The sequence below is a fragment of the Pseudomonas yamanorum genome, from assembly GCF_900105735.1.
Taxonomy (GTDB): Bacteria; Pseudomonadota; Gammaproteobacteria; order Pseudomonadales; family Pseudomonadaceae; genus Aquipseudomonas; species Aquipseudomonas yamanorum.
This window is the reverse complement of sequence record NZ_LT629793.1, coordinates 5,034,057-5,050,346: the sequence shown is the minus strand read 5'-3', so window position 1 is coordinate 5,050,346 and position 16,290 is coordinate 5,034,057. Positions and strand designations below refer to the sequence as shown.

The window sequence follows — 16,290 nt, the reverse complement described above, 5'->3', positions numbered from 1 at the left end:
GGGATCGCTGCGGTACATCTGAGAGGCCGAGGTGCTCGCATCGCAGGCAAGCCAGCTCCCACCTTGACCGAGGTGAACCGTTTTCAGGTGGCACTGACGGTCACCCACAACCCGGTCCGACGGGTGATGTGGATCGGCAGGGTGCGCGCCAGGGTGTCGAGGATCTGGTCGGGATTGTCGAGGCGGTACAGGCCGCTGACCCGCAACCCTGCTACTGCCGGATCGAGGCGCAGCACGCCGTTGTGATACGGACGCAGTGCATCGATCACCTCCACCAGCGGGCGGTCGCGCACTTGCAGGAAGCCATCGATCCAGGCGGTCGCGCCCGAGGAACTGGCGAGCACCGGTCCGAAGCCGAAGCGGTCGTAAGTGACCTCGTGCCCGGCCTCCAGCTGCAGGCGTTCGCCGTTCTGGCCGTCGATCTCCAGGGCGCCGTTGAGCGCAACCACGTGGCCCTGCCCTTCGCGCTCACGCAACAGCAGGCGATTGCCATCGGCGCGCACTCGGGCCTGGTCGGTCTGGATGAAAAACGGCCGGTGGCTGTCCTTGGCGATCTTCGCCAGCAACTCACCGTCGCGCAGGCGCACCACGCGGCGTTGTGGGTCGAATTGAATATCGGCGGCACTGCGGGCGTTGAGCAGTAACTCGCTGCCATCGGCCAGCTCTACAGTGCGCCGTTCGCCGGTGCCGGTGCGGATATCGGCGGTCAAATCCTCCACCACCGGCCGGGCCAGCCAACCGGCGCCCAGCATCAGGCCAGCGCCCACCAGGGCGCCGCGCAACACGGTGCGGCGGCTGGAAGGCGCGTCCAGTGCCTGCTGCAATACCTTGCCGCTGACGCCTTGGGCCTGCGGAATTTGAAACACACCGAGGCGGGTTTCCAGTTGTTGGCACAAGGCTTCGTGACGCGGATCTGCGGCGCGCCACTGGTGATAACGCTGCCAGTCCGTGGCACTCGCCTCGCCGGAGCGCAGCAACACCACCCAGCGAGTGGCGCTGTCGATCAGTTCGTCACTCATTCCAGGCACAGCCGCAGGCAGCGATTGACGGCGCGGGTCATGTAGTCGCTGACCGAGCGTTGGGAAATGCCCAGCTCGGCCGCGATTTCCGGGTAGGTCAGGCCGTTGAGTTGCGACAACAGGAAGGTCGCCTTGACCTTGGCCGGCAAGCCGTCGAGCAACTGGTCGATGGCCTGCAGGGCTTCGAGCATTTGCGCGAGGTCTTCCGGGGATGGCGCGGGCGAGGTTTCGTCCTGATAGAGGGCGTCGAGGTAGGCGCGCTCCAGGTCTCGACGGCGCCATAGCTGGTACATCAGGCGTTGGGCGATGGTGGTGAGCAAGGCGCGTGGCTGGCGGATCGGCGTCACGCCCGGGGAACTCAACAGTTGGACGAAGGTGTCGGCGGCGATGTCTTCGGCGTGGGCACGGGAATCGAGATGGCGGTGCAAACGGCCGCACAGCCAGTCGTAATGACTGCGGAATAATCCGCCCACGTAATCGCTGTGAGAAGTGTCGGCGCCGGACATAGTGGCTCCATCTGAGTAGGTTGCGCGTTATGTCCGGTGTTCCGGTGGAGCGATCCTAGCAAGGCTGCTTATTCTTTAATAATATTTAAAAGGCATTTTTATATAACCTATCGTTCCCACGCGGAGCGTGGGAACGATCATTGGAGGCGTGGATAACCCAAGGCTTCCGCCTGCTGCCGGTAATCCAGCAGCACCTGGTAATCCGCTTCGCTGGCGGGCAGCACTTCGTGTACGCCGAGGGTTTGCACCACGTCGGGCAGGTCCTGCAAGGCCAGGTTCATGGCTTCCCGCAGGTGTTCACTTGAGCCCGGCGCGGTGATGTACGGCAACGTCGGGCTGGGCGCACTGCGGGTGACGATCCGCAGCCCGGCCACTTCCTGCGGCGCAAAACGCGCGAGGTAGTCGAAGGTCACGCTGTCGATGGCGGCAAGGTCGGCGCGGTTTTCCCGCAGCCAGCGCAGGCTTTCGCGATGAGCGCCGCTGATGCCGACTTCGGCAAAGAACCGACCGCCCTGCTGCAGCGGCGCCAGGCGTTCACGCAGCAGGTTCATGCCGCTGTTGGAGTCATGGCCGTTGATCACGCCGCGGCTGTTATGGAAGTCGGCCAAGGCGGTGCGTGGATTGTCGTCGCGGGTCAGCAGCAGGCTGCAATGCTGGCCGCCGCTGCTGTGGGGCAGTTCGTAGCGCGGGCGGCCAATCACCTGGACTTGCCCGCGCAACTCGGTCATCAGCGGGTAGCCGCAGGTTTGCGTCAGCAGCAATTCGGGGGCGCGCCACAGGCTGCGCAGGTCGAGGTGTTCGGCATTGCGGCGGGTCAGGCCCAGGCGTTCAAGGATACGCGAAAGCCAGCGCTCATTGGCCTGTTGCACTTCTTGTGGCGCCACGTACATCAGCAGTTCGGCGTAGCGGTCACTCATGGTCGTCTCTCAAGCAAAGGGATGCCGTGGGCTGTCGATGGCCTTGAGCCCGTGACGGCCGATCAACTGGCCGTAACCCTGCACCAGGAACCCGCCGCTGCGCGCCACCCATTGTTCCCGGCGCGCACGATAGACGGTGGGCAGCAAGTACCACGGCAACTTCGGCAAATCGTGATGCACCAGGTGCAGGTTGTTGTTGAGGAACAGCCAGGTCCACGGCCAGGCCGCTTCATTGAGCACCGTGCGCTGTTCCGGTTGTGGGTGCGGGCGGTGTTCATAGTAGGAACGGATCGCCGCCACCGACAAGGCCGGCACGCTGACCAGCACCACGTAGTGCCACACCGGCAACACGCTGTAGTGGGCAATGAAGGTCAGCATCAGCGCGGTCACGGTGCCATGGCTCAGCCACATCAACCAGGCTTGGCGCTGGCCTTGGCGCAGGCGCCTGAATTCGTTGCGCGCCAGTTTCCACAGCGCCAGCGGCGAACCCAGCAGGAAGCGCCCGAGGACGGTCTTGGTGAGCCAATGCAGGGTGCGCTCAAAGGGTGAACTCGCTGACCACTGCAATTGATTCAGGTAGCGGCTTTCCGGATCGACACCCGGCACCGTCAAGTCTTCGTCGTTGTGGTGCACCAGGTGGTAGTTGCGGTACAGGGTGTAGGGGTACCAGACGGCAAACGGCGCGTAGCCGAGGACTTTGTTCAGGGCATTGAAACGGGTGGGATGGCCGTGCAGGAGTTCGTGTTGCAGGGACATCCACAGCGTCACAAGCGGAATCAACAGCGCGGTACTCAGCCACAGGCCAAGCCAATGGCTGCCGAGCATCACCGTAAACCAACCGGCATACACACCGATCAACAGCAGCCAGGTCGGCCACTCGGTGCGAGCGGTAAAGGTCTGGGCCAGGGCTTCGATTTCGAGGCTGTGGGTTTCATCAAGGTAGTTGGACATCGGCAGCTCAGGGCAGGCGTGGCCGACGAGAAAGTCGGCTTCATCCTGCTCTGTGCAATGAGGCGGGAAAATCTTGCAGATCGTTTGGTGCTTAGCTTAGAACTTTAGTGACCGAACAGATTGCTGTCGGTTTTCTTGGCCTTTTTCTCGGCGCGTTTTTCATCGGCGGTCTTTGCCGGTTTCTTCTTGTCAGCTTTCTTGGAATTCAGACCTTTGGCCATGATGCGTGCTCCACTTACAGGGGATGTAACACTGGGTATAACACCGATTGCCCAACAGAAGGCGCTTTGCCCGACTTATAATCTTCGCCCCTGAATTCGCGTGTTTGAAAACCATGCCCGAGTTGCACATCGACCGACTGGCAGAGCCTCTGTGGCCGCTGCTGAACAAGTTCTACCGCAGCCATAACTCACCGATGAAGGCCCTCAAGGGCGGCCAGTTGTGGGTGGCCAAAGGCGGCGAGATTATCGCGGGCCTGTGCCTGACGCCGGTGGTGGGCGGGCAATGGTTGACCGGGCTGTTTGTCGACCCGGCGATGCGTGGCCAGGGGCTGGCGGCGCAATTGGTTCGAGCCTCGGTGGCCGGTGTTGAAGGCACGGTATGGCTGCTGTGCCATCCGGACCTGGAAGGCTTTTACCAACGCCTGGGTTTTACCCAGGACACGTTGCTGCCGCAGTCTCTGTCCGAGCGCCTGGTGCGTTACAAACGTAACAAGCCAATGATTGCGATGGGCTTAGAACCGTTGGTGAGGTCGACCTTCAATAAAGTGTGATCAGCCGTTGTGGGCCCCATGCTAGCCTCGGCGGCACCAGCGGCCCATTACAGGATGATCATGAAAGCGACCCTTGCAGCCTTATCCCTTGCAGCCCTCCTCGCCCCGGCCTTGAGCCAGGCAGCCGAAGCGCCGGTTTCCGCCGAGCAGTACGCAAGCGTGCTCGCCGGCAGTTGGCGCCTGCCGGCCAACAGCGCGCGCGATGTTTATCGTCACCCGCAACAGACCCTGGAATTCTTTGGCTTGCGGGCTAACCAGACCCTGATCGAAATCACCCCGGGTGCCGGCTGGTACAGCGAAGTGCTGGCGCCGCTGCTCAAGGATAATGGCCATTACATCGCCGCTGTGCAGGCGCCGAATAGCAGTGCCTATGCGCGTACGTCAGAGGAAAACCTGAAGAAGAAATTCGCCGCAGACCCGGTGCATTATTCCAAGGCAGGCTTTGCCGAGTTCGACCCCAAGGCGCCGGTGCTGGGCACGCCAGGCTCGGCGGACACCGTGCTGACTTTTCGCAACGTGCATAACTGGGTGATGGCGGATACGGCGCCGGCGATGTTCGAGGCGTTCTTCAAGGTGTTGAAGCCGGGTGGCGTGCTGGGGGTGGTGGATCACCGGGCCAAGGATGGGGCATCACTGGAAGACATCAAGCACAGCGGTTACCTGACCACGGCGTATGTGGTGAAACTGGCGACCGATGCGGGGTTCAAGCTTGAGGGGCAGAGCGAGGTGAATGCCAACCCGAAAGACACCAAGGATTACCCGGATGGGGTCTGGACGTTGCCGCCAGCGTTGACGCTGGGGGAGAAGGACAAGGCGAAGTATGTGGCGATTGGTGAGTCGGATCGGATGACGTTGCGGTTTGTGAAGCCCGCAAAATCTGAATGAACATGACCTGATTGTGGGAGCTGGCTTGCCTGCGATGCAGGCACCTCGGTGTATCAGCTAAACCGAGGTGATGCTATCGCAGGCAAGCCAGCTCCCACAGTTTGATGTGTGTTTTGCCTGAGGGTTATTCGTCTGCCGTCGGATCCATATCCGGGAACATCACTTCAATAAACCCGAATTTGCTGAAATCGGTAATCCGCGACGGATACAGCCGGCCGATCAGGTGATCGCACTCGTGCTGTACCACCCGTGCGTGAAAGCCTTCGGCGATCCGCACAATCGGCTCGCCCTTGGGATCAAACCCTTCGTAGCGAATCTGCTGGTAGCGGTCCACTGCCCCACGCAAACCAGGCACCGACAGGCACCCTTCATAACCCTCTTCCAGCACCGGGCTGAGCGGCGTGATCAGCGGGTTGATCAGGATGGTCTGGGGCACGGCGGGCGCGTCGGGGTAGCGTTCGCTGCTCTCGAAACCGAAGATCACCAGTTGCAGGTCCACGCCAATCTGCGGTGCGGCCAGGCCAACGCCGCCGACGTGTTCCATGGTCTGGAACATGTCATCAATCAACTGCCACAGCTCGGGGCTGTCGAACATCTCCGGCGGAACCGGCGGGGCAATACGCAGCAGGCGTTCATCGCCCATTTTCAGGATTTCACGGATCATCGATCAGACTTCGTCGGTAGTGGGCTTGAGTGAGGGGTCTCGGCCGAGGCCGGAAACATGCTTTTTTTCGTCGTGCTCGTCAAAGTCCTTTTCACCAGGATCCTTGCCTTCCGCCGACATGTGTTCGATCACCGCGTTCATCTCCGCCCCCAGCAACAGCACGGCGGCCGAAATGTAGAAGTACAGCAACAACACAATGATCGCGCCGATACTGCCATACATGGCGTTGTAGTCTGCGAAGGTTTTGACGTAGTAGCCAAACCCCAGGGAAGCGATGATCCAGACCACCACCGCCAGCACCGATCCTGGGGTGATAAAGCGAAACTTCTGCTTCACGTCAGGCATTACGTAGTACATCAAGGCCACGGAAAACATCAACAGGATCACGATCAGCGGCCAGCGCAGGATGGTCCACAGCGTGACCACGAATTCCTGCATGCCGATCTGCCCCGCCAGCCATTCCATCACCTGCGGCCCAAGCACCATCAGTGCAGCGGCGGCCAACAGCATGCCGGCGAAACCTACGGTGTAGAAAATCGACAACGGGAACCGCTTCCAGATCGGCCGGCCTTCCACCACGTCGTAGGCGGCGTTCATCGCACTCATCATCAGGCGCACACCCGCCGAGGCGGTGTACAGCGCAATCACGATACCCACCGACAACAGTCCACCCTTGGATTGCTGCAACTGGTCGATCACCGGGTTGACCTGCTCCAGGGCCTGGGGCGGCAATACCAATTCCGATTGCATGCGCAGCCAGGTGAAGAAGTCCGGCAGGTGCAGGAAACCGATCAGGGCAATCAGGAACAGGAGGAAGGGAAACAGCGAGAACAGCATCTGGTAGGCCAGTGCCGAGGCGTACGTAGGCATCTCGTCATCGAGGAACTCTGTGACGGTGCGCACCAGCACTTTGTGCAGGGGCAGGCCTTGTAATACCGGAAAAATCATAGCGTCTCCTTTCGCCGCAAAAAATATGAGTTCGTGGGCGACTCAGGGGCCGTTTTCTACATCAAGGTAGCCCATTTGGCGACCTTGAAACAATTTCCAATGTTTAATCACTACGGGTGACACAAAAACGGCCATCCGTGGATGGCCGTTCGGCTGCTGGAGAGCAGTCAGCCAGGTCAGGACTATTTGACCGCTTTCTTTACCGCGTCCTTGGTGTCGCCGACTGCTTTTTGCACTTCGCCTTTCTTTTCCTGAACCACGCCTTCAGCCCGCAACTTGTCGTTGCCGGTGACTTTGCCAACACCTTGTTTGATGTTGCCGACGGCTTCGTTCGCCAAACCTTTTGCCTTATCCGATGTGCTACTCATGGTATTTCTCCTGGGAACAATCGAGGATTTTGGTCACTACGTAATCGTTGACCCTTGGCCTTTCCAGAGAGTTTCAATTATTTTTTGAGCGGCATTTCATCGCGCCGTACAGGTTTGGCTTTATGTTTTGCGGCCAACCCACGAGAATGCCGGGCACATCCAGGCGCAAGCGCTGGATAACAGATCCCGTAGGAAGGTTATGAAACTCAATAAAGCACAGGCCATTGCCCGCAGAAACCAGGAACTGGGCGGTGCCGTACTCGGCGTCAACAACTGCCACTTCACCGACCTGGACCGCAAACGCAACATCTGGTGGTTCGACCTGCCGGTGGGCCGGATTGCCCTGGGCCAGTACGAGTGGATTCACTTGTTGATGCACAACGCCGAAAGCGACCAGTTGCTGCACCTGAAGGTGCCGACGGTGTTTTTACGCGAGAAGCTCGAAGGGCTGGTGGTGCGCAATGCTGGCAAGCGTAAGCCGGAGATTACCCTGGAGCTGAGTGCCGACAAGGACTCGTTCCTGAAGGATGTACGCCCGGCTGGTGCCGGTGTGAGCTTCGCGCAGTTCGCACTGTAGGAATACGGTTCAAACCTGTGGGAGCTGGCTTGCCTGCGATAGCGGTGGGTCAGCTCACACGGCGGTGACTGGCCCACCGCTATCGCAGGCAAGCCAGCTCCCACATTTGGATTGCATTCCAAGTGGCGGAATCAGCGTTCAATAAAAAGCCCCGCATCTGCGGGGCTTGTTTATTGGGGCCGAGTTACTTCTTCAAACCCAACTTTTTCAGTTCTTCGTCCCGCAGTTCACGACGCAGGATCTTGCCCACGTTGGTGGTCGGCAGCGCATCGCGGAACTCCACGGCCTTGGGCACCTTGTAGCCGGTGACGTTGGCACGCATGTGCTCCATCACCTGGTCTTTGGTCAGGGTGGCACCGGGCTTGACCACGATGAAGATCTTGATGTGTTCCCCGGACTTCTCGTCCGGCACACCAATGGCCGCACATTGCAGCACGCCCGGCAGGGTCGCCAGCACGTCTTCCAGCTCGTTGGGGTACACGTTGAAACCGGAGACCAGGATCATGTCCTTCTTGCGGTCGACAATGCGCATGTAGCCATCGGGCTGGATGATCGCGATGTCACCGGTCTTCAGCCAGCCTTCGCTGTCGAGGATCTCGGCGGTGGCGTCTTCGCGCTGCCAGTAGCCCTTCATCACTTGCGGGCCCTTGACGCACAGCTCGCCCACTTCACCCAGCGCCAGTTCGACGCCGTCATCGGTGATGACCTTGCACAGGGTCGACGGCACCGGGATGCCGATGGTGCCGATCTGGATGTTCTGGATCGGGTTCACGGTGGCCACCGGGCTGGTTTCGGTCATGCCGTAACCTTCGCAGATGGAGCAGCCGGTAACCGCTTTCCAGCGCTCGGCCGCCGCCAGTTGCAGGGCCATGCCACCCGACAGGGTGACTTTCAACGCCGAGAAATCCAGCTTGCGGAAGGCGTCGTTGTTGCACAGCGCAACAAACAGGGTGTTCAGGCCGACAAAGCCGCTGAACTTCCATTTCGACAGTTCCTTGACCATCGCCGACAGGTCGCGCGGGTTGCTGATCAGGATGTTGTGGTTGCCGATCAGCATCATCGCCATGCAATGAAAGGTGAAGGCATAGATGTGGTACAGCGGCAGCGGGGTAATCAGGATCTCGCAGCCTTCATTGAGGTTGGAGCCCATCAGCGCCTTGCACTGCAGCATGTTGGCGACGAGGTTGCGGTGGGTCAGCATCGCGCCCTTGGCCACGCCGGTGGTGCCGCCGGTGTATTGCAATACGGCGACTTCGTCGCTGGCGGGGCTGACTTCGTTCACCGGCTGGCCGTGGCCCTTGGCCAGGACGTCGTTGAACTTGATGGCCTTGGGCAAGTGGTAAGCCGGGACCATCTTCTTCACGTACTTGATGACGCTGTTGATCAGCAGGCGCTTGAGCGGCGGCAACAGGTCGGCGACTTCGGTGACGATCACGTGCTTGACGGAAGTCTTGGGCACGACTTTTTCAGCCAGGTGCGCCATGTTGGCCAGGCAGACCAAGGCCTTGGCACCGGAGTCGTTGAATTGGTGTTCCATTTCCCGCGCGGTGTACAGCGGGTTGGTGTTGACCACGATCAAGCCGGCACGGATGGCACCGAATACGGCGACCGGGTATTGCAGGACGTTGGGCAGTTGCACGGCGATTCGATCACCGGGCTGCAAGTCGGTATGCTGTTGCAGGTAGGCGGCAAAGGCGCCGGACAGTTCGTACAGTTCACCGTAGGTGATTGTCTTGCCCAGGTTGCTGAAAGCCGGTTTGTTGGCGAAGCGTTGGCAGGACTGTTTCAGTACCGCCTGAATATTCGGATACTCGTCTGGATTGATTTCTGCAGCAATCCCGGCGGGGTACTTATCCTTCCAAAAGTCTTCGATCATGGAAGCCCACTCCTCAGCGACGCGAATTCATTCATCGCATTTGATGCGATTATTATTTGTTTGTTTTTGGGTGAGTCTGGCGGTTAAAAGCAGGCCAAGAGGTCACAAAGCGCGCCGAGAGTAGCAGCTTTGCCAAAGGCCGCCTAGAGCCAAAAGAGGCCCCTACGGTCATAAACATGACTCAAGAATATCTAATGGTCATTTTTAGAGCAAAGATTCTATAAGCCGATAAAAGGCTCTGGAATGGGCTTCTACACATTTAAACTGAATGAATAAACACCACATGTGGGAGCGGGCTTGCTCGCGAAAGCGCAGTGTCAGTCACAGGATATGTCGACTGGTACACCGCTTTCGCGAGCAAGCCCGCTCCCACATTTTTTGACCTTATTTCAAATCAGGCTATGTCGCGCAATTCACGCCGCAAGATCTTGCCCACCGGCGTCATCGGCAACGACTCACGCAACACAATGTGCTTGGGCACCTTGTAGCCAGTGAAGTTGGCCTTGCAGTAGGTCTTCAGCTCTTCAAGGCTCACGCCCTGGGCACGGGCCACCACAAACAGCTTCACCGCCTCGCCGGTACGCTCGTCCGGTACGCCGATCACTGCGCAGCTGGCCACCGCTGGATGCGCCATCACCACGTCTTCGATCTCGTTGGGGTACACGTTGAAACCCGAGACGATGATCAAATCCTTCTTGCGATCAACAATGCGCACAAAACCATCCGGGTCGATCACCGCGATATCGCCGGTCTTGAGCCAGCCTTCGGCGTCCAGGGTCTCGGCGGTCGCCACCGGTTGCTGCCAGTAGCCTTTCATCACTTGCGGGCCCTTGATGCACAACTCGCCCCGCTCACCCAGCGGCAACTCCACGCCGTTGTCGTCGATGACTTTCATCGCCGTGCCCGGCACCGGAATGCCCACGGTACCCAGCTTCGATTTGCCGCCATAGGGGTTGGTACTGGCCACCGGTGAGGTTTCGGTGAGGCCGTAGCCTTCACCAATCGCACAGCCGGTCAGTTGCTGCCAGCGCTCGGCCGTCGCCTTGACCAGCGCGGTGCCGCCGGAGTTGGTGAGCTTGAGGTGAGAGAAATTCAGGCTTTTGAAATCAGGGTGATCCATCAACGCCACAAACAGCGTGTTGAGCCCCAGCAGCCCGGTGAAGCGCCACTTCTTCAGCTCCTTGATAAAGCCGCCGATGTCCCGGGGATTGGTGATCAGCACGTTGTGGTTGCCCGACACCATCATGCACATGCAATTCGCGGTGAAGGCATAGATGTGGTACAGCGGCAGCGGCGCGACCATCACCTCCTGCCCTTCCTTGATCAGCGGATGGCCGTCGTCCCCCAGTTGCGACATGCACGCCCGCACTTGCTGCATGTTGGCCACCAGGTTGCCGTGGGTGAGCATGGCGCCCTTGGCCAGGCCGGTGGTGCCGCCGGTGTATTGCAGCACCGCGATGTCGTCCAGGGTCACCGGGTGGCGGATGAGCGCCTGGCCGGCGCCCAAGTGCAGGGCACGCTTGAACGAGATGGCCTGGGGCAGGTTATAGGCCGGGACCATCTTCTTGACCTTGTCGACCACGGTGTTGATCAGCCAGCCCTTGGCGGCGGGCATGAAGTCGCCCATTTTCGCTTCGATCAGGTACTCGATCTCGGTGTCTTTGCTGACTTCTTCAACCCGCGAGCCGAACAGATTGAGGTACACCAATGCACGAATGCCGGCGTCCTTGAACTGGTGACGCATCTCCCGCGGGGTGTACAGAGGGTTGGTGTTGACCACGATCAGCCCGGCGCGCAGGGCGCCGAACACGGCAATCGGATAATGCAGGACGTTGGGCATCTGCACCGCAATGCGGTCACCCGGCTTGAGGTCGGTGTGCCCTTGCAGGTAACCGGCGAACGCGGCACTGCGCCGGTCCAGCTCGGCGTATGTCAGAGTGATCCCCATGTTGCTGAACGCCGGACGATCGGCAAAGGTCTTGCAGGAACGCTCGAAGACTTCGATCACCGACTTGTAGGCGCTCAGGTCGATCTCGCTGGGCACCCCGGCCGCGCGTTTGTCATTCCAGAAATCAGGTTGCATTATTCTTGTCCTCTTACCTGAGTGGTCCGGCCGCTTTTGATTGCAATGAAAGCGGAGCTTTGGGGACGTTAGCAGCTATGGTCAATCAGGCAAATACAACAAGATGCGTCATTGATTGTGTGAATCTCCCCGCCAAGGCCAGCACTGATCCAGCGGCCCGAGGCGATTGAGCGATACACTGCAACGACCCTGAGCAAAGGAAGCGCCATGAACCACACCACTTTCTGGCTGACCGCGAATGACCGCAGTCGGGTGTACGTCAACCAATGGCTACCCGACGGGCCGCCCAAGGCGCTGATCATGCTGGCCCACGGCATGGCCGAGCACAGTGGCCGCTATGGGCGCCTGGCCCAGGCGTTGTGTGACGCCGGTTACGGCCTGTACGCCCCCGACCAGCGCGGCCACGGGCGTACCGCCGACGAGGGCACCCTGGGGCTGTTCGCCGAGAAAGACGGCTGGAACAAAGTGGTGGGTGACCTGGCGAGCCTCAATCAGCACATCGGCCAGCAGGCGCCGGGCGTGCCGATCATCCTGCTGGGGCATAGCATGGGCAGCTACATCGCCCAGGCGTATCTGCTGCACCACAGCGCCAGCCTCAATGGGGCGATTCTCAGCGGCTCGAACTTCCAGCCGGTGGCGCTGTACGGCGCGGCCAAGGTGATTGCCCACGTCGAACGCCTGCGCCAGGGCTTGCGGGGGCGCAGCGCGCTGATTGATTTCCTGTCATTTGGATCGTTCAACAAAGCGTTTAAACCCAATCGCACCGCTTTCGACTGGCTCAGCCGCGACCCGGCGGAGGTCGACAAGTACGTCAACGACCCGCTCTGCGGCTTTCGCTGCACCAACCAGCTGTGGATCGACCTGCTCGGCGGCTTGCAGCAAATCAGCAAAGCGTCCAATCTCGCTCAGATCGATCCGGGCCTGCCGATCCTGATAATGGGTGGAGAATGTGATCCGGTCAGTGAAGGCAAGCGTCTCAAAAGTCTGGCCAACGCGTTGCGCGAAGCCGGCTGCCAGAATCTGGAGCTGAGCATTTATCCGCAGGCGCGCCACGAATTATTCAACGAAACCAACCGTGATGCGGTCACAGCCGATGTGCTGACGTGGCTGGCCCAGGCAGCAGTACTGCGCCGCCCTACTCGCTGCGAATGATTTTTCGTTTAAAATCAATACATTAAGATTATCGATTAGCCACAGGATGCAGCATCTGATGACCCAGGTTACCAACACGCCTTACGAAGCCCTCGAAGTCGGCCAGACCGCCAGCTACAGCAAGACCGTCGAAGAACGCGATATCCAGTTGTTCGCAGCGATGTCCGGCGACCACAACCCGGTGCACCTGGACGCCGAATTCGCCAAGGCGACCATGTTCAAGGAGCGCATAGCCCACGGCATGTTCAGCGGCGCCCTGATCAGCGCAGCGGTGGCGTGCGAGTTGCCCGGGCCCGGCACGATCTACATCGGCCAGCAAATGACCTTCCAGAAGCCGGTCAAAATCGGCGACACCCTGACCGTGCGTCTGGAAATCCTGGAGAAGCTGCCGAAATTCCGCGTGCGCATCGCCACCCGCGTGTTCAACCAGCGCGATGAATTGGTAGTGGACGGTGAGGCCGAGATCCTCGCGCCGCGCAAGCAGCAGACCGTGACCTTGACCGAATTGCCGGCCATCAGCATCGGCTGAATAATCGCCCATGAAAAAGCCCCGCATCTGCGGGGCTTTTTTTATTCAGGCGGGGCTCAAGACTGAGCGCGAGCCTGGTTACGCAGGGCTTTCACCTGGTCGTGGTTACGTTGCGCGCCGTGGAACTGACGCTCCACCAGGTCACGAATGCCCAGCAGGTTGTGCTTGTTGATCTTCTCGATCGCTTCTTTGTAAGCCTTCAGTGCGTGGTCTTCACCGCGCTCGGCTTCGTTCAGTACAGCCTCTTCGTCTTTACCGGTAACCATCGACTTCACGTCGACCCAGCCACGGTGCAAGGCACCGGCGACGCTACCGGATTTTTCCGGATCGCCACCCAGGGCTTTAACGGCAGTCTGCAGTTCGGCAGCGGCGGTGGCGCAATCAGCGGAACGCTTGGCAAACAGAGCTTTTAGCTCTGGATGCTTGATGTCTTCTGCGCAGGTCTTGAAGCCTTCCTGGCCGTCCTTGCTGGTCTCGATCAGGTCATTCAGTACGGAGATCGATTCTTTGTTGATATCAGTCATTTTTCAATTCCTTCGCGGGTTAAGAAACGTGTCTTAGTAATTGCAGCGCCCGTGCCAGCTTTTGAAAAACGATTTAACCCTTATATTTCAACAAGTTATAAATTAACCAAAAATCTGTATCCGCTTTATTTGCATGATCTGTCATTTGGCCTCCATGCAGAATGCCTGTATTTTCCAAGGCATCGACTCAAACACCTGAAGCCCCAATGAATCCTGAAAAACTTGAATTGCTGATCACCCGCGAAATGCCCTTCGGCAAGTACAAGGGCCGGATCATCGCTGACCTGCCCGGCCCCTACCTGAACTGGTTTGCCCGTGAAGGCTTCCCCCACGGCGAGCTGGGCGGGTTGCTGGCACTGATGCAGGAAATCGACCACAACGGCTTATCCGAATTGCTGGAGCCCCTACGCGCCAAACACGGCAAGCCTGCCCCTCGTCATTAATAGAGCACGCACATGGACAGTACCCGCGACGAACAACACTGGCACGCCATCGCCCAGCGCTACGACCTGGAGCCCGGCCCGATCAACCTCGAAAACGGTTACTTCGGGCGCATGAGCCGCGCGGTACTGCAGCAGTATCAAGACAACGTCGCCTTCATCAACCGCAGCAACTCGATCCATGTGCGCCAGCGTTTCGAGCAGGGCGAGAACGTCGAGATCCGTAACCAGTTGGCGCAATTGATGGACGCCGACCCTGAAGCCATCGCCCTCACCCGTTGTGCCTCGGATGCGTTGCAGTCGCTGATCCGTAACTACAACCGCTTGCAGCCCGGCGACCAGGTGCTGATCAGCGACCTGGAGTACGACACCGTCAAGGGCGCCATGCGCTGGCTGGCGCAGAATCGTGGCGTAGAAGTGATCGAGATTGCCCACGAACACCCGGCCAGTTTCGACAGCCTGGTGCAGACGTACCGCGATGCCTTCGTGCGCTACCCGCGGCTCAAATTGCTGGCACTGACCTACGTCACCCACCGCACCGGGCTGGTAATGCCCGTGGAAGCGATTGCCAGCGCGGCCAAAGAACACGGAATTGATGTGATCCTCGATGGCGCCCATGCGCTGGGGCAGATCGAATTCAACCTGGCACAGTTGGGTATCGCGTTTGCCGGTTTCAACCTGCACAAGTGGATTGGCGCGCCATTGACCCTGGGCTTTATCTACATCGACCCACAGCGCTTGGCGGACATTGATCCGGACATGGGTGAGTTTCACTACCCCATCACCGATGTACGGGCCCGTACGCCGTACAGCACACCGAATTTCCCGGCGTTGATGACCTTGCCGCTGGTGTTCGAGGAGCATCGCTTGTTGGGCGGTTCGAGGGCCAAGGGTGCCCGACTCAACTACCTGCGGGATTTGTGGGTAAGTGAGGTGCGGCAGTTGCCGGGGATTGAAGTGCTGACGCCGGATGATCCACGGCTGTATTGCGCGATCACCTCGTTCAAGTTCACTGATCAGCCGGATCAGCAGGTGATGGCGGATCGGTTGCTCAAGGAATACGACCTCTTCACCACAACCCGCAGCGGGGCGTCGTTCGGCAGTTGTATTCGGGTGACACCAGGCTTTTTGACCTCAGCGGCGGACATTCATGTGCTGATCAAAGCCATCACCGAACTCTGCAAAAACTGATCCGTAGCAGCTGTCGAGCGCCAGCGAGGCTGCGTCAGGCGCGACTCGGTTTTGCGCCGGGCTCGATATCAGCGGTGCTGCAACGCAGCCTCGCTGGCGCTCGACAGCTGCTACGGGGGTCGTGTCCTTGGTTTTCCTCCAGGCAAAAAAAAGCGGCACACCGACCAAGTGCGCCGCAAAAATGCCGTAGAACACAGCAACAACGATTCGGTAAATCCAATCAGTCCAGCAGGGCCAGCGCCTCGGCGGTGGTTTCCTGGATACGCGCCCAGTCGCCGTTCTTGACCCATTCAGGATCAAGCATCCAGCTACCGCCCACGCACATCACATTCTTCAAGGCCATGTAGCTCTTGATGTTGGCCGGGCCTACACCGCCAGTCGGGCAGAATTTCACTTCGCCAAACGGGCCGCCCAAGGCCTTGATCGCCGCCACGCCACCGCTCACCTCAGCCGGGAACAGTTTGAAGCGGCGATAACCCAGGCCATAACCTTCCATGATCCCGGAGGCATTGCTGATGCCCGGCAACAGCGGAATCGAGCTGTGTACCGAGGCTTCCAGCAGATCACGGGTAATCCCGGGGGTGACGATAAATTGCGAACCGGCCACTTCGGCCGCTTCCAGCATCTGGCGATCCAGCACGGTACCGGCACCGGTGCACAGCTCCGGACGCTGCTCACGCAGCACCTGGATGGCCTTGAGGCCGAACTGCGAACGCAGGGTCACTTCCAGTGCGGTCAAACCACCGGCTGCCAGGGCATCGGCCAGAGGCAGAATGTCCTGTTCACGGGCAATGGTGATCACCGGCAGGATCCGCGCCTTGGCGCAGAGGCTGTCGATCAAGGCAACTTTGTCCGCCATGGAAACGGTAGGTTGAGGGCTGTTCATCG

General features: G+C 59.6%; 18 protein-coding genes. 7 read left to right on the top strand and 11 right to left on the bottom strand.

What is annotated here, in order from left to right:
• Positions 1-83 precede the first annotated feature (83 nt).
• From BLU46_RS23720 to BLU46_RS23705, 4 genes are all read right to left on the bottom strand, one after another.
• Positions 84-1,019, bottom strand: a complete 936-nt coding sequence (locus BLU46_RS23720) for a FecR domain-containing protein (RefSeq protein ID WP_093206896.1) — start codon at positions 1,017-1,019, stop codon at positions 84-86.
• Positions 1,016-1,525 carry a sigma-70 family RNA polymerase sigma factor gene (locus BLU46_RS23715; RefSeq protein WP_093206893.1) on the bottom strand — a complete coding sequence of 170 codons (510 nt, stop codon included), beginning with the start codon at positions 1,523-1,525 and terminating at the stop codon, positions 1,016-1,018. Before BLU46_RS23715 ends, BLU46_RS23720 begins: the two co-directional genes overlap by 4 nt.
• A 137-nt stretch (positions 1,526-1,662) precedes the next feature.
• Entirely contained in the window at positions 1,663-2,442 is a 780-nt protein-coding gene (locus tag BLU46_RS23710; protein ID WP_093206890.1) for a phosphate/phosphite/phosphonate ABC transporter substrate-binding protein, read from the bottom strand.
• A gap of 9 nt (positions 2,443-2,451) precedes the next feature.
• Complete coding sequence (locus tag BLU46_RS23705; protein WP_093206887.1) at positions 2,452-3,393, bottom strand: fatty acid desaturase; 942 nt, start codon at positions 3,391-3,393, stop codon at positions 2,452-2,454.
• A gap of 334 nt (positions 3,394-3,727) precedes the next feature.
• On the opposite strand from BLU46_RS23705, the gene BLU46_RS23700 reads away from it, so the two are divergent.
• The gene (locus tag BLU46_RS23700) at positions 3,728-4,165 is read left to right on the top strand and encodes a GNAT family N-acetyltransferase (protein WP_093206884.1); all 438 of its coding nucleotides are present in this window, start codon (positions 3,728-3,730) and stop codon (positions 4,163-4,165) included.
• 60 nt (positions 4,166-4,225) lie between these two features.
• The gene (locus BLU46_RS23695; protein ID WP_093206881.1) at positions 4,226-5,050 is read left to right on the top strand and encodes a class I SAM-dependent methyltransferase; all 825 of its coding nucleotides are present in this window, start codon (positions 4,226-4,228) and stop codon (positions 5,048-5,050) included.
• A 124-nt stretch (positions 5,051-5,174) separates the two neighbouring features.
• Here BLU46_RS23695 and def read toward each other — a convergent pair whose 3' ends face one another.
• The 3 genes from def to BLU46_RS23680 all read right to left on the bottom strand — a co-directional run bounded on the left by def (position 5,175) and on the right by BLU46_RS23680 (position 7,030).
• Complete coding sequence (def, locus tag BLU46_RS23690; protein ID WP_003213049.1) at positions 5,175-5,714, bottom strand: peptide deformylase; 540 nt, start codon at positions 5,712-5,714, stop codon at positions 5,175-5,177.
• Positions 5,715-5,717: 3 nt separating this feature from the next.
• Positions 5,718-6,662: a YihY/virulence factor BrkB family protein gene (locus BLU46_RS23685; protein WP_063027715.1), complete on the bottom strand. Its 945-nt coding sequence runs from the start codon at positions 6,660-6,662 to the stop codon at positions 5,718-5,720.
• Positions 6,663-6,844: 182 nt separating this feature from the next.
• Entirely contained in the window at positions 6,845-7,030 is a 186-nt protein-coding gene (locus BLU46_RS23680) for a CsbD family protein (protein ID WP_003213044.1), read from the bottom strand.
• A 199-nt stretch (positions 7,031-7,229) separates the two neighbouring features.
• Between BLU46_RS23680 and BLU46_RS23675 the strand changes: the two genes are divergently transcribed.
• A complete protein-coding gene (locus BLU46_RS23675) occupies positions 7,230-7,607 on the top strand; it encodes a hypothetical protein (protein ID WP_093206874.1) in 378 nt (125 codons plus the stop codon).
• A 184-nt stretch (positions 7,608-7,791) separates the two neighbouring features.
• On the opposite strand, the gene fadD1 is transcribed toward BLU46_RS23675, so the two are convergent.
• Both fadD1 and fadD2 read right to left on the bottom strand, forming a co-directional pair.
• Positions 7,792-9,483 (bottom strand): long-chain-fatty-acid--CoA ligase FadD1, encoded by a 1,692-nt coding sequence (gene fadD1 / locus BLU46_RS23670; RefSeq protein ID WP_093206871.1) that lies wholly within the window; start codon positions 9,481-9,483, stop codon positions 7,792-7,794.
• Between the two features lie 394 nt (positions 9,484-9,877).
• Positions 9,878-11,566 carry a long-chain-fatty-acid--CoA ligase FadD2 gene (gene fadD2 / locus BLU46_RS23665; protein ID WP_093206869.1) on the bottom strand — a complete coding sequence of 563 codons (1,689 nt, stop codon included), beginning with the start codon at positions 11,564-11,566 and terminating at the stop codon, positions 9,878-9,880.
• 207 nt (positions 11,567-11,773) lie between these two features.
• Here fadD2 and BLU46_RS23660 point away from each other — a divergent pair, with 207 nt between their 5' ends.
• Both BLU46_RS23660 and BLU46_RS23655 read left to right on the top strand, forming a co-directional pair.
• On the top strand, positions 11,774-12,718 hold the full coding sequence (locus tag BLU46_RS23660; RefSeq protein ID WP_063027711.1) for an alpha/beta hydrolase: 945 nt from the start codon (positions 11,774-11,776) through the stop codon (positions 12,716-12,718).
• Positions 12,719-12,776: 58 nt separating this feature from the next.
• Positions 12,777-13,247 (top strand): MaoC family dehydratase, encoded by a 471-nt coding sequence (locus BLU46_RS23655; protein ID WP_003213034.1) that lies wholly within the window; start codon positions 12,777-12,779, stop codon positions 13,245-13,247.
• A gap of 56 nt (positions 13,248-13,303) precedes the next feature.
• Here BLU46_RS23655 and BLU46_RS23650 read toward each other — a convergent pair whose 3' ends face one another.
• Positions 13,304-13,771, bottom strand: a complete 468-nt coding sequence (locus BLU46_RS23650) for a ferritin-like domain-containing protein (protein WP_017475745.1) — start codon at positions 13,769-13,771, stop codon at positions 13,304-13,306.
• 206 nt (positions 13,772-13,977) lie between these two features.
• On the opposite strand from BLU46_RS23650, the gene BLU46_RS23645 reads away from it, so the two are divergent.
• Complete coding sequence (locus BLU46_RS23645; protein ID WP_003213031.1) at positions 13,978-14,214, top strand: DUF3820 family protein; 237 nt, start codon at positions 13,978-13,980, stop codon at positions 14,212-14,214.
• A gap of 12 nt (positions 14,215-14,226) precedes the next feature.
• Positions 14,227-15,402: an aminotransferase class V-fold PLP-dependent enzyme gene (locus BLU46_RS23640; RefSeq protein WP_093206866.1), complete on the top strand. Its 1,176-nt coding sequence runs from the start codon at positions 14,227-14,229 to the stop codon at positions 15,400-15,402.
• Between the two features lie 220 nt (positions 15,403-15,622).
• Here BLU46_RS23640 and BLU46_RS23635 read toward each other — a convergent pair whose 3' ends face one another.
• On the bottom strand, positions 15,623-16,288 hold the full coding sequence (locus tag BLU46_RS23635; RefSeq protein ID WP_076015855.1) for a bifunctional 4-hydroxy-2-oxoglutarate aldolase/2-dehydro-3-deoxy-phosphogluconate aldolase: 666 nt from the start codon (positions 16,286-16,288) through the stop codon (positions 15,623-15,625).
• Positions 16,289-16,290 lie beyond the last annotated feature (2 nt).

Bases quoted from the DNA above. Each gene is read 5' to 3' on its own strand.
- BLU46_RS23720 (WP_093206896.1), bottom strand. From the start codon at position 1,019: ATGAGTGACGAACTGATCGACAGCGCCACTCGCTGGGTGGTGTTGCTG.
- BLU46_RS23715 (WP_093206893.1), bottom strand. From the start codon at position 1,525: ATGTCCGGCGCCGACACTTCTCACAGCGATTACGTGGGCGGATTATTC.
- BLU46_RS23710 (WP_093206890.1), bottom strand. From the start codon at position 2,442: ATGAGTGACCGCTACGCCGAACTGCTGATGTACGTGGCGCCACAAGAA.
- BLU46_RS23705 (WP_093206887.1), bottom strand. From the start codon at position 3,393: ATGTCCAACTACCTTGATGAAACCCACAGCCTCGAAATCGAAGCCCTG.
- BLU46_RS23700 (WP_093206884.1), top strand. From the start codon at position 3,728: ATGCCCGAGTTGCACATCGACCGACTGGCAGAGCCTCTGTGGCCGCTG.
- BLU46_RS23695 (WP_093206881.1), top strand. From the start codon at position 4,226: ATGAAAGCGACCCTTGCAGCCTTATCCCTTGCAGCCCTCCTCGCCCCG.
- def (WP_003213049.1), bottom strand. From the start codon at position 5,714: ATGATCCGTGAAATCCTGAAAATGGGCGATGAACGCCTGCTGCGTATT.
- BLU46_RS23685 (WP_063027715.1), bottom strand. From the start codon at position 6,662: ATGATTTTTCCGGTATTACAAGGCCTGCCCCTGCACAAAGTGCTGGTG.
- BLU46_RS23680 (WP_003213044.1), bottom strand. From the start codon at position 7,030: ATGAGTAGCACATCGGATAAGGCAAAAGGTTTGGCGAACGAAGCCGTC.
- BLU46_RS23675 (WP_093206874.1), top strand. From the start codon at position 7,230: ATGAAACTCAATAAAGCACAGGCCATTGCCCGCAGAAACCAGGAACTG.
- fadD1 (WP_093206871.1), bottom strand. From the start codon at position 9,483: ATGATCGAAGACTTTTGGAAGGATAAGTACCCCGCCGGGATTGCTGCA.
- fadD2 (WP_093206869.1), bottom strand. From the start codon at position 11,566: ATGCAACCTGATTTCTGGAATGACAAACGCGCGGCCGGGGTGCCCAGC.
- BLU46_RS23660 (WP_063027711.1), top strand. From the start codon at position 11,774: ATGAACCACACCACTTTCTGGCTGACCGCGAATGACCGCAGTCGGGTG.
- BLU46_RS23655 (WP_003213034.1), top strand. From the start codon at position 12,777: ATGACCCAGGTTACCAACACGCCTTACGAAGCCCTCGAAGTCGGCCAG.
- BLU46_RS23650 (WP_017475745.1), bottom strand. From the start codon at position 13,771: ATGACTGATATCAACAAAGAATCGATCTCCGTACTGAATGACCTGATC.
- BLU46_RS23645 (WP_003213031.1), top strand. From the start codon at position 13,978: ATGAATCCTGAAAAACTTGAATTGCTGATCACCCGCGAAATGCCCTTC.
- BLU46_RS23640 (WP_093206866.1), top strand. From the start codon at position 14,227: ATGGACAGTACCCGCGACGAACAACACTGGCACGCCATCGCCCAGCGC.
- BLU46_RS23635 (WP_076015855.1), bottom strand. From the start codon at position 16,288: ATGAACAGCCCTCAACCTACCGTTTCCATGGCGGACAAAGTTGCCTTG.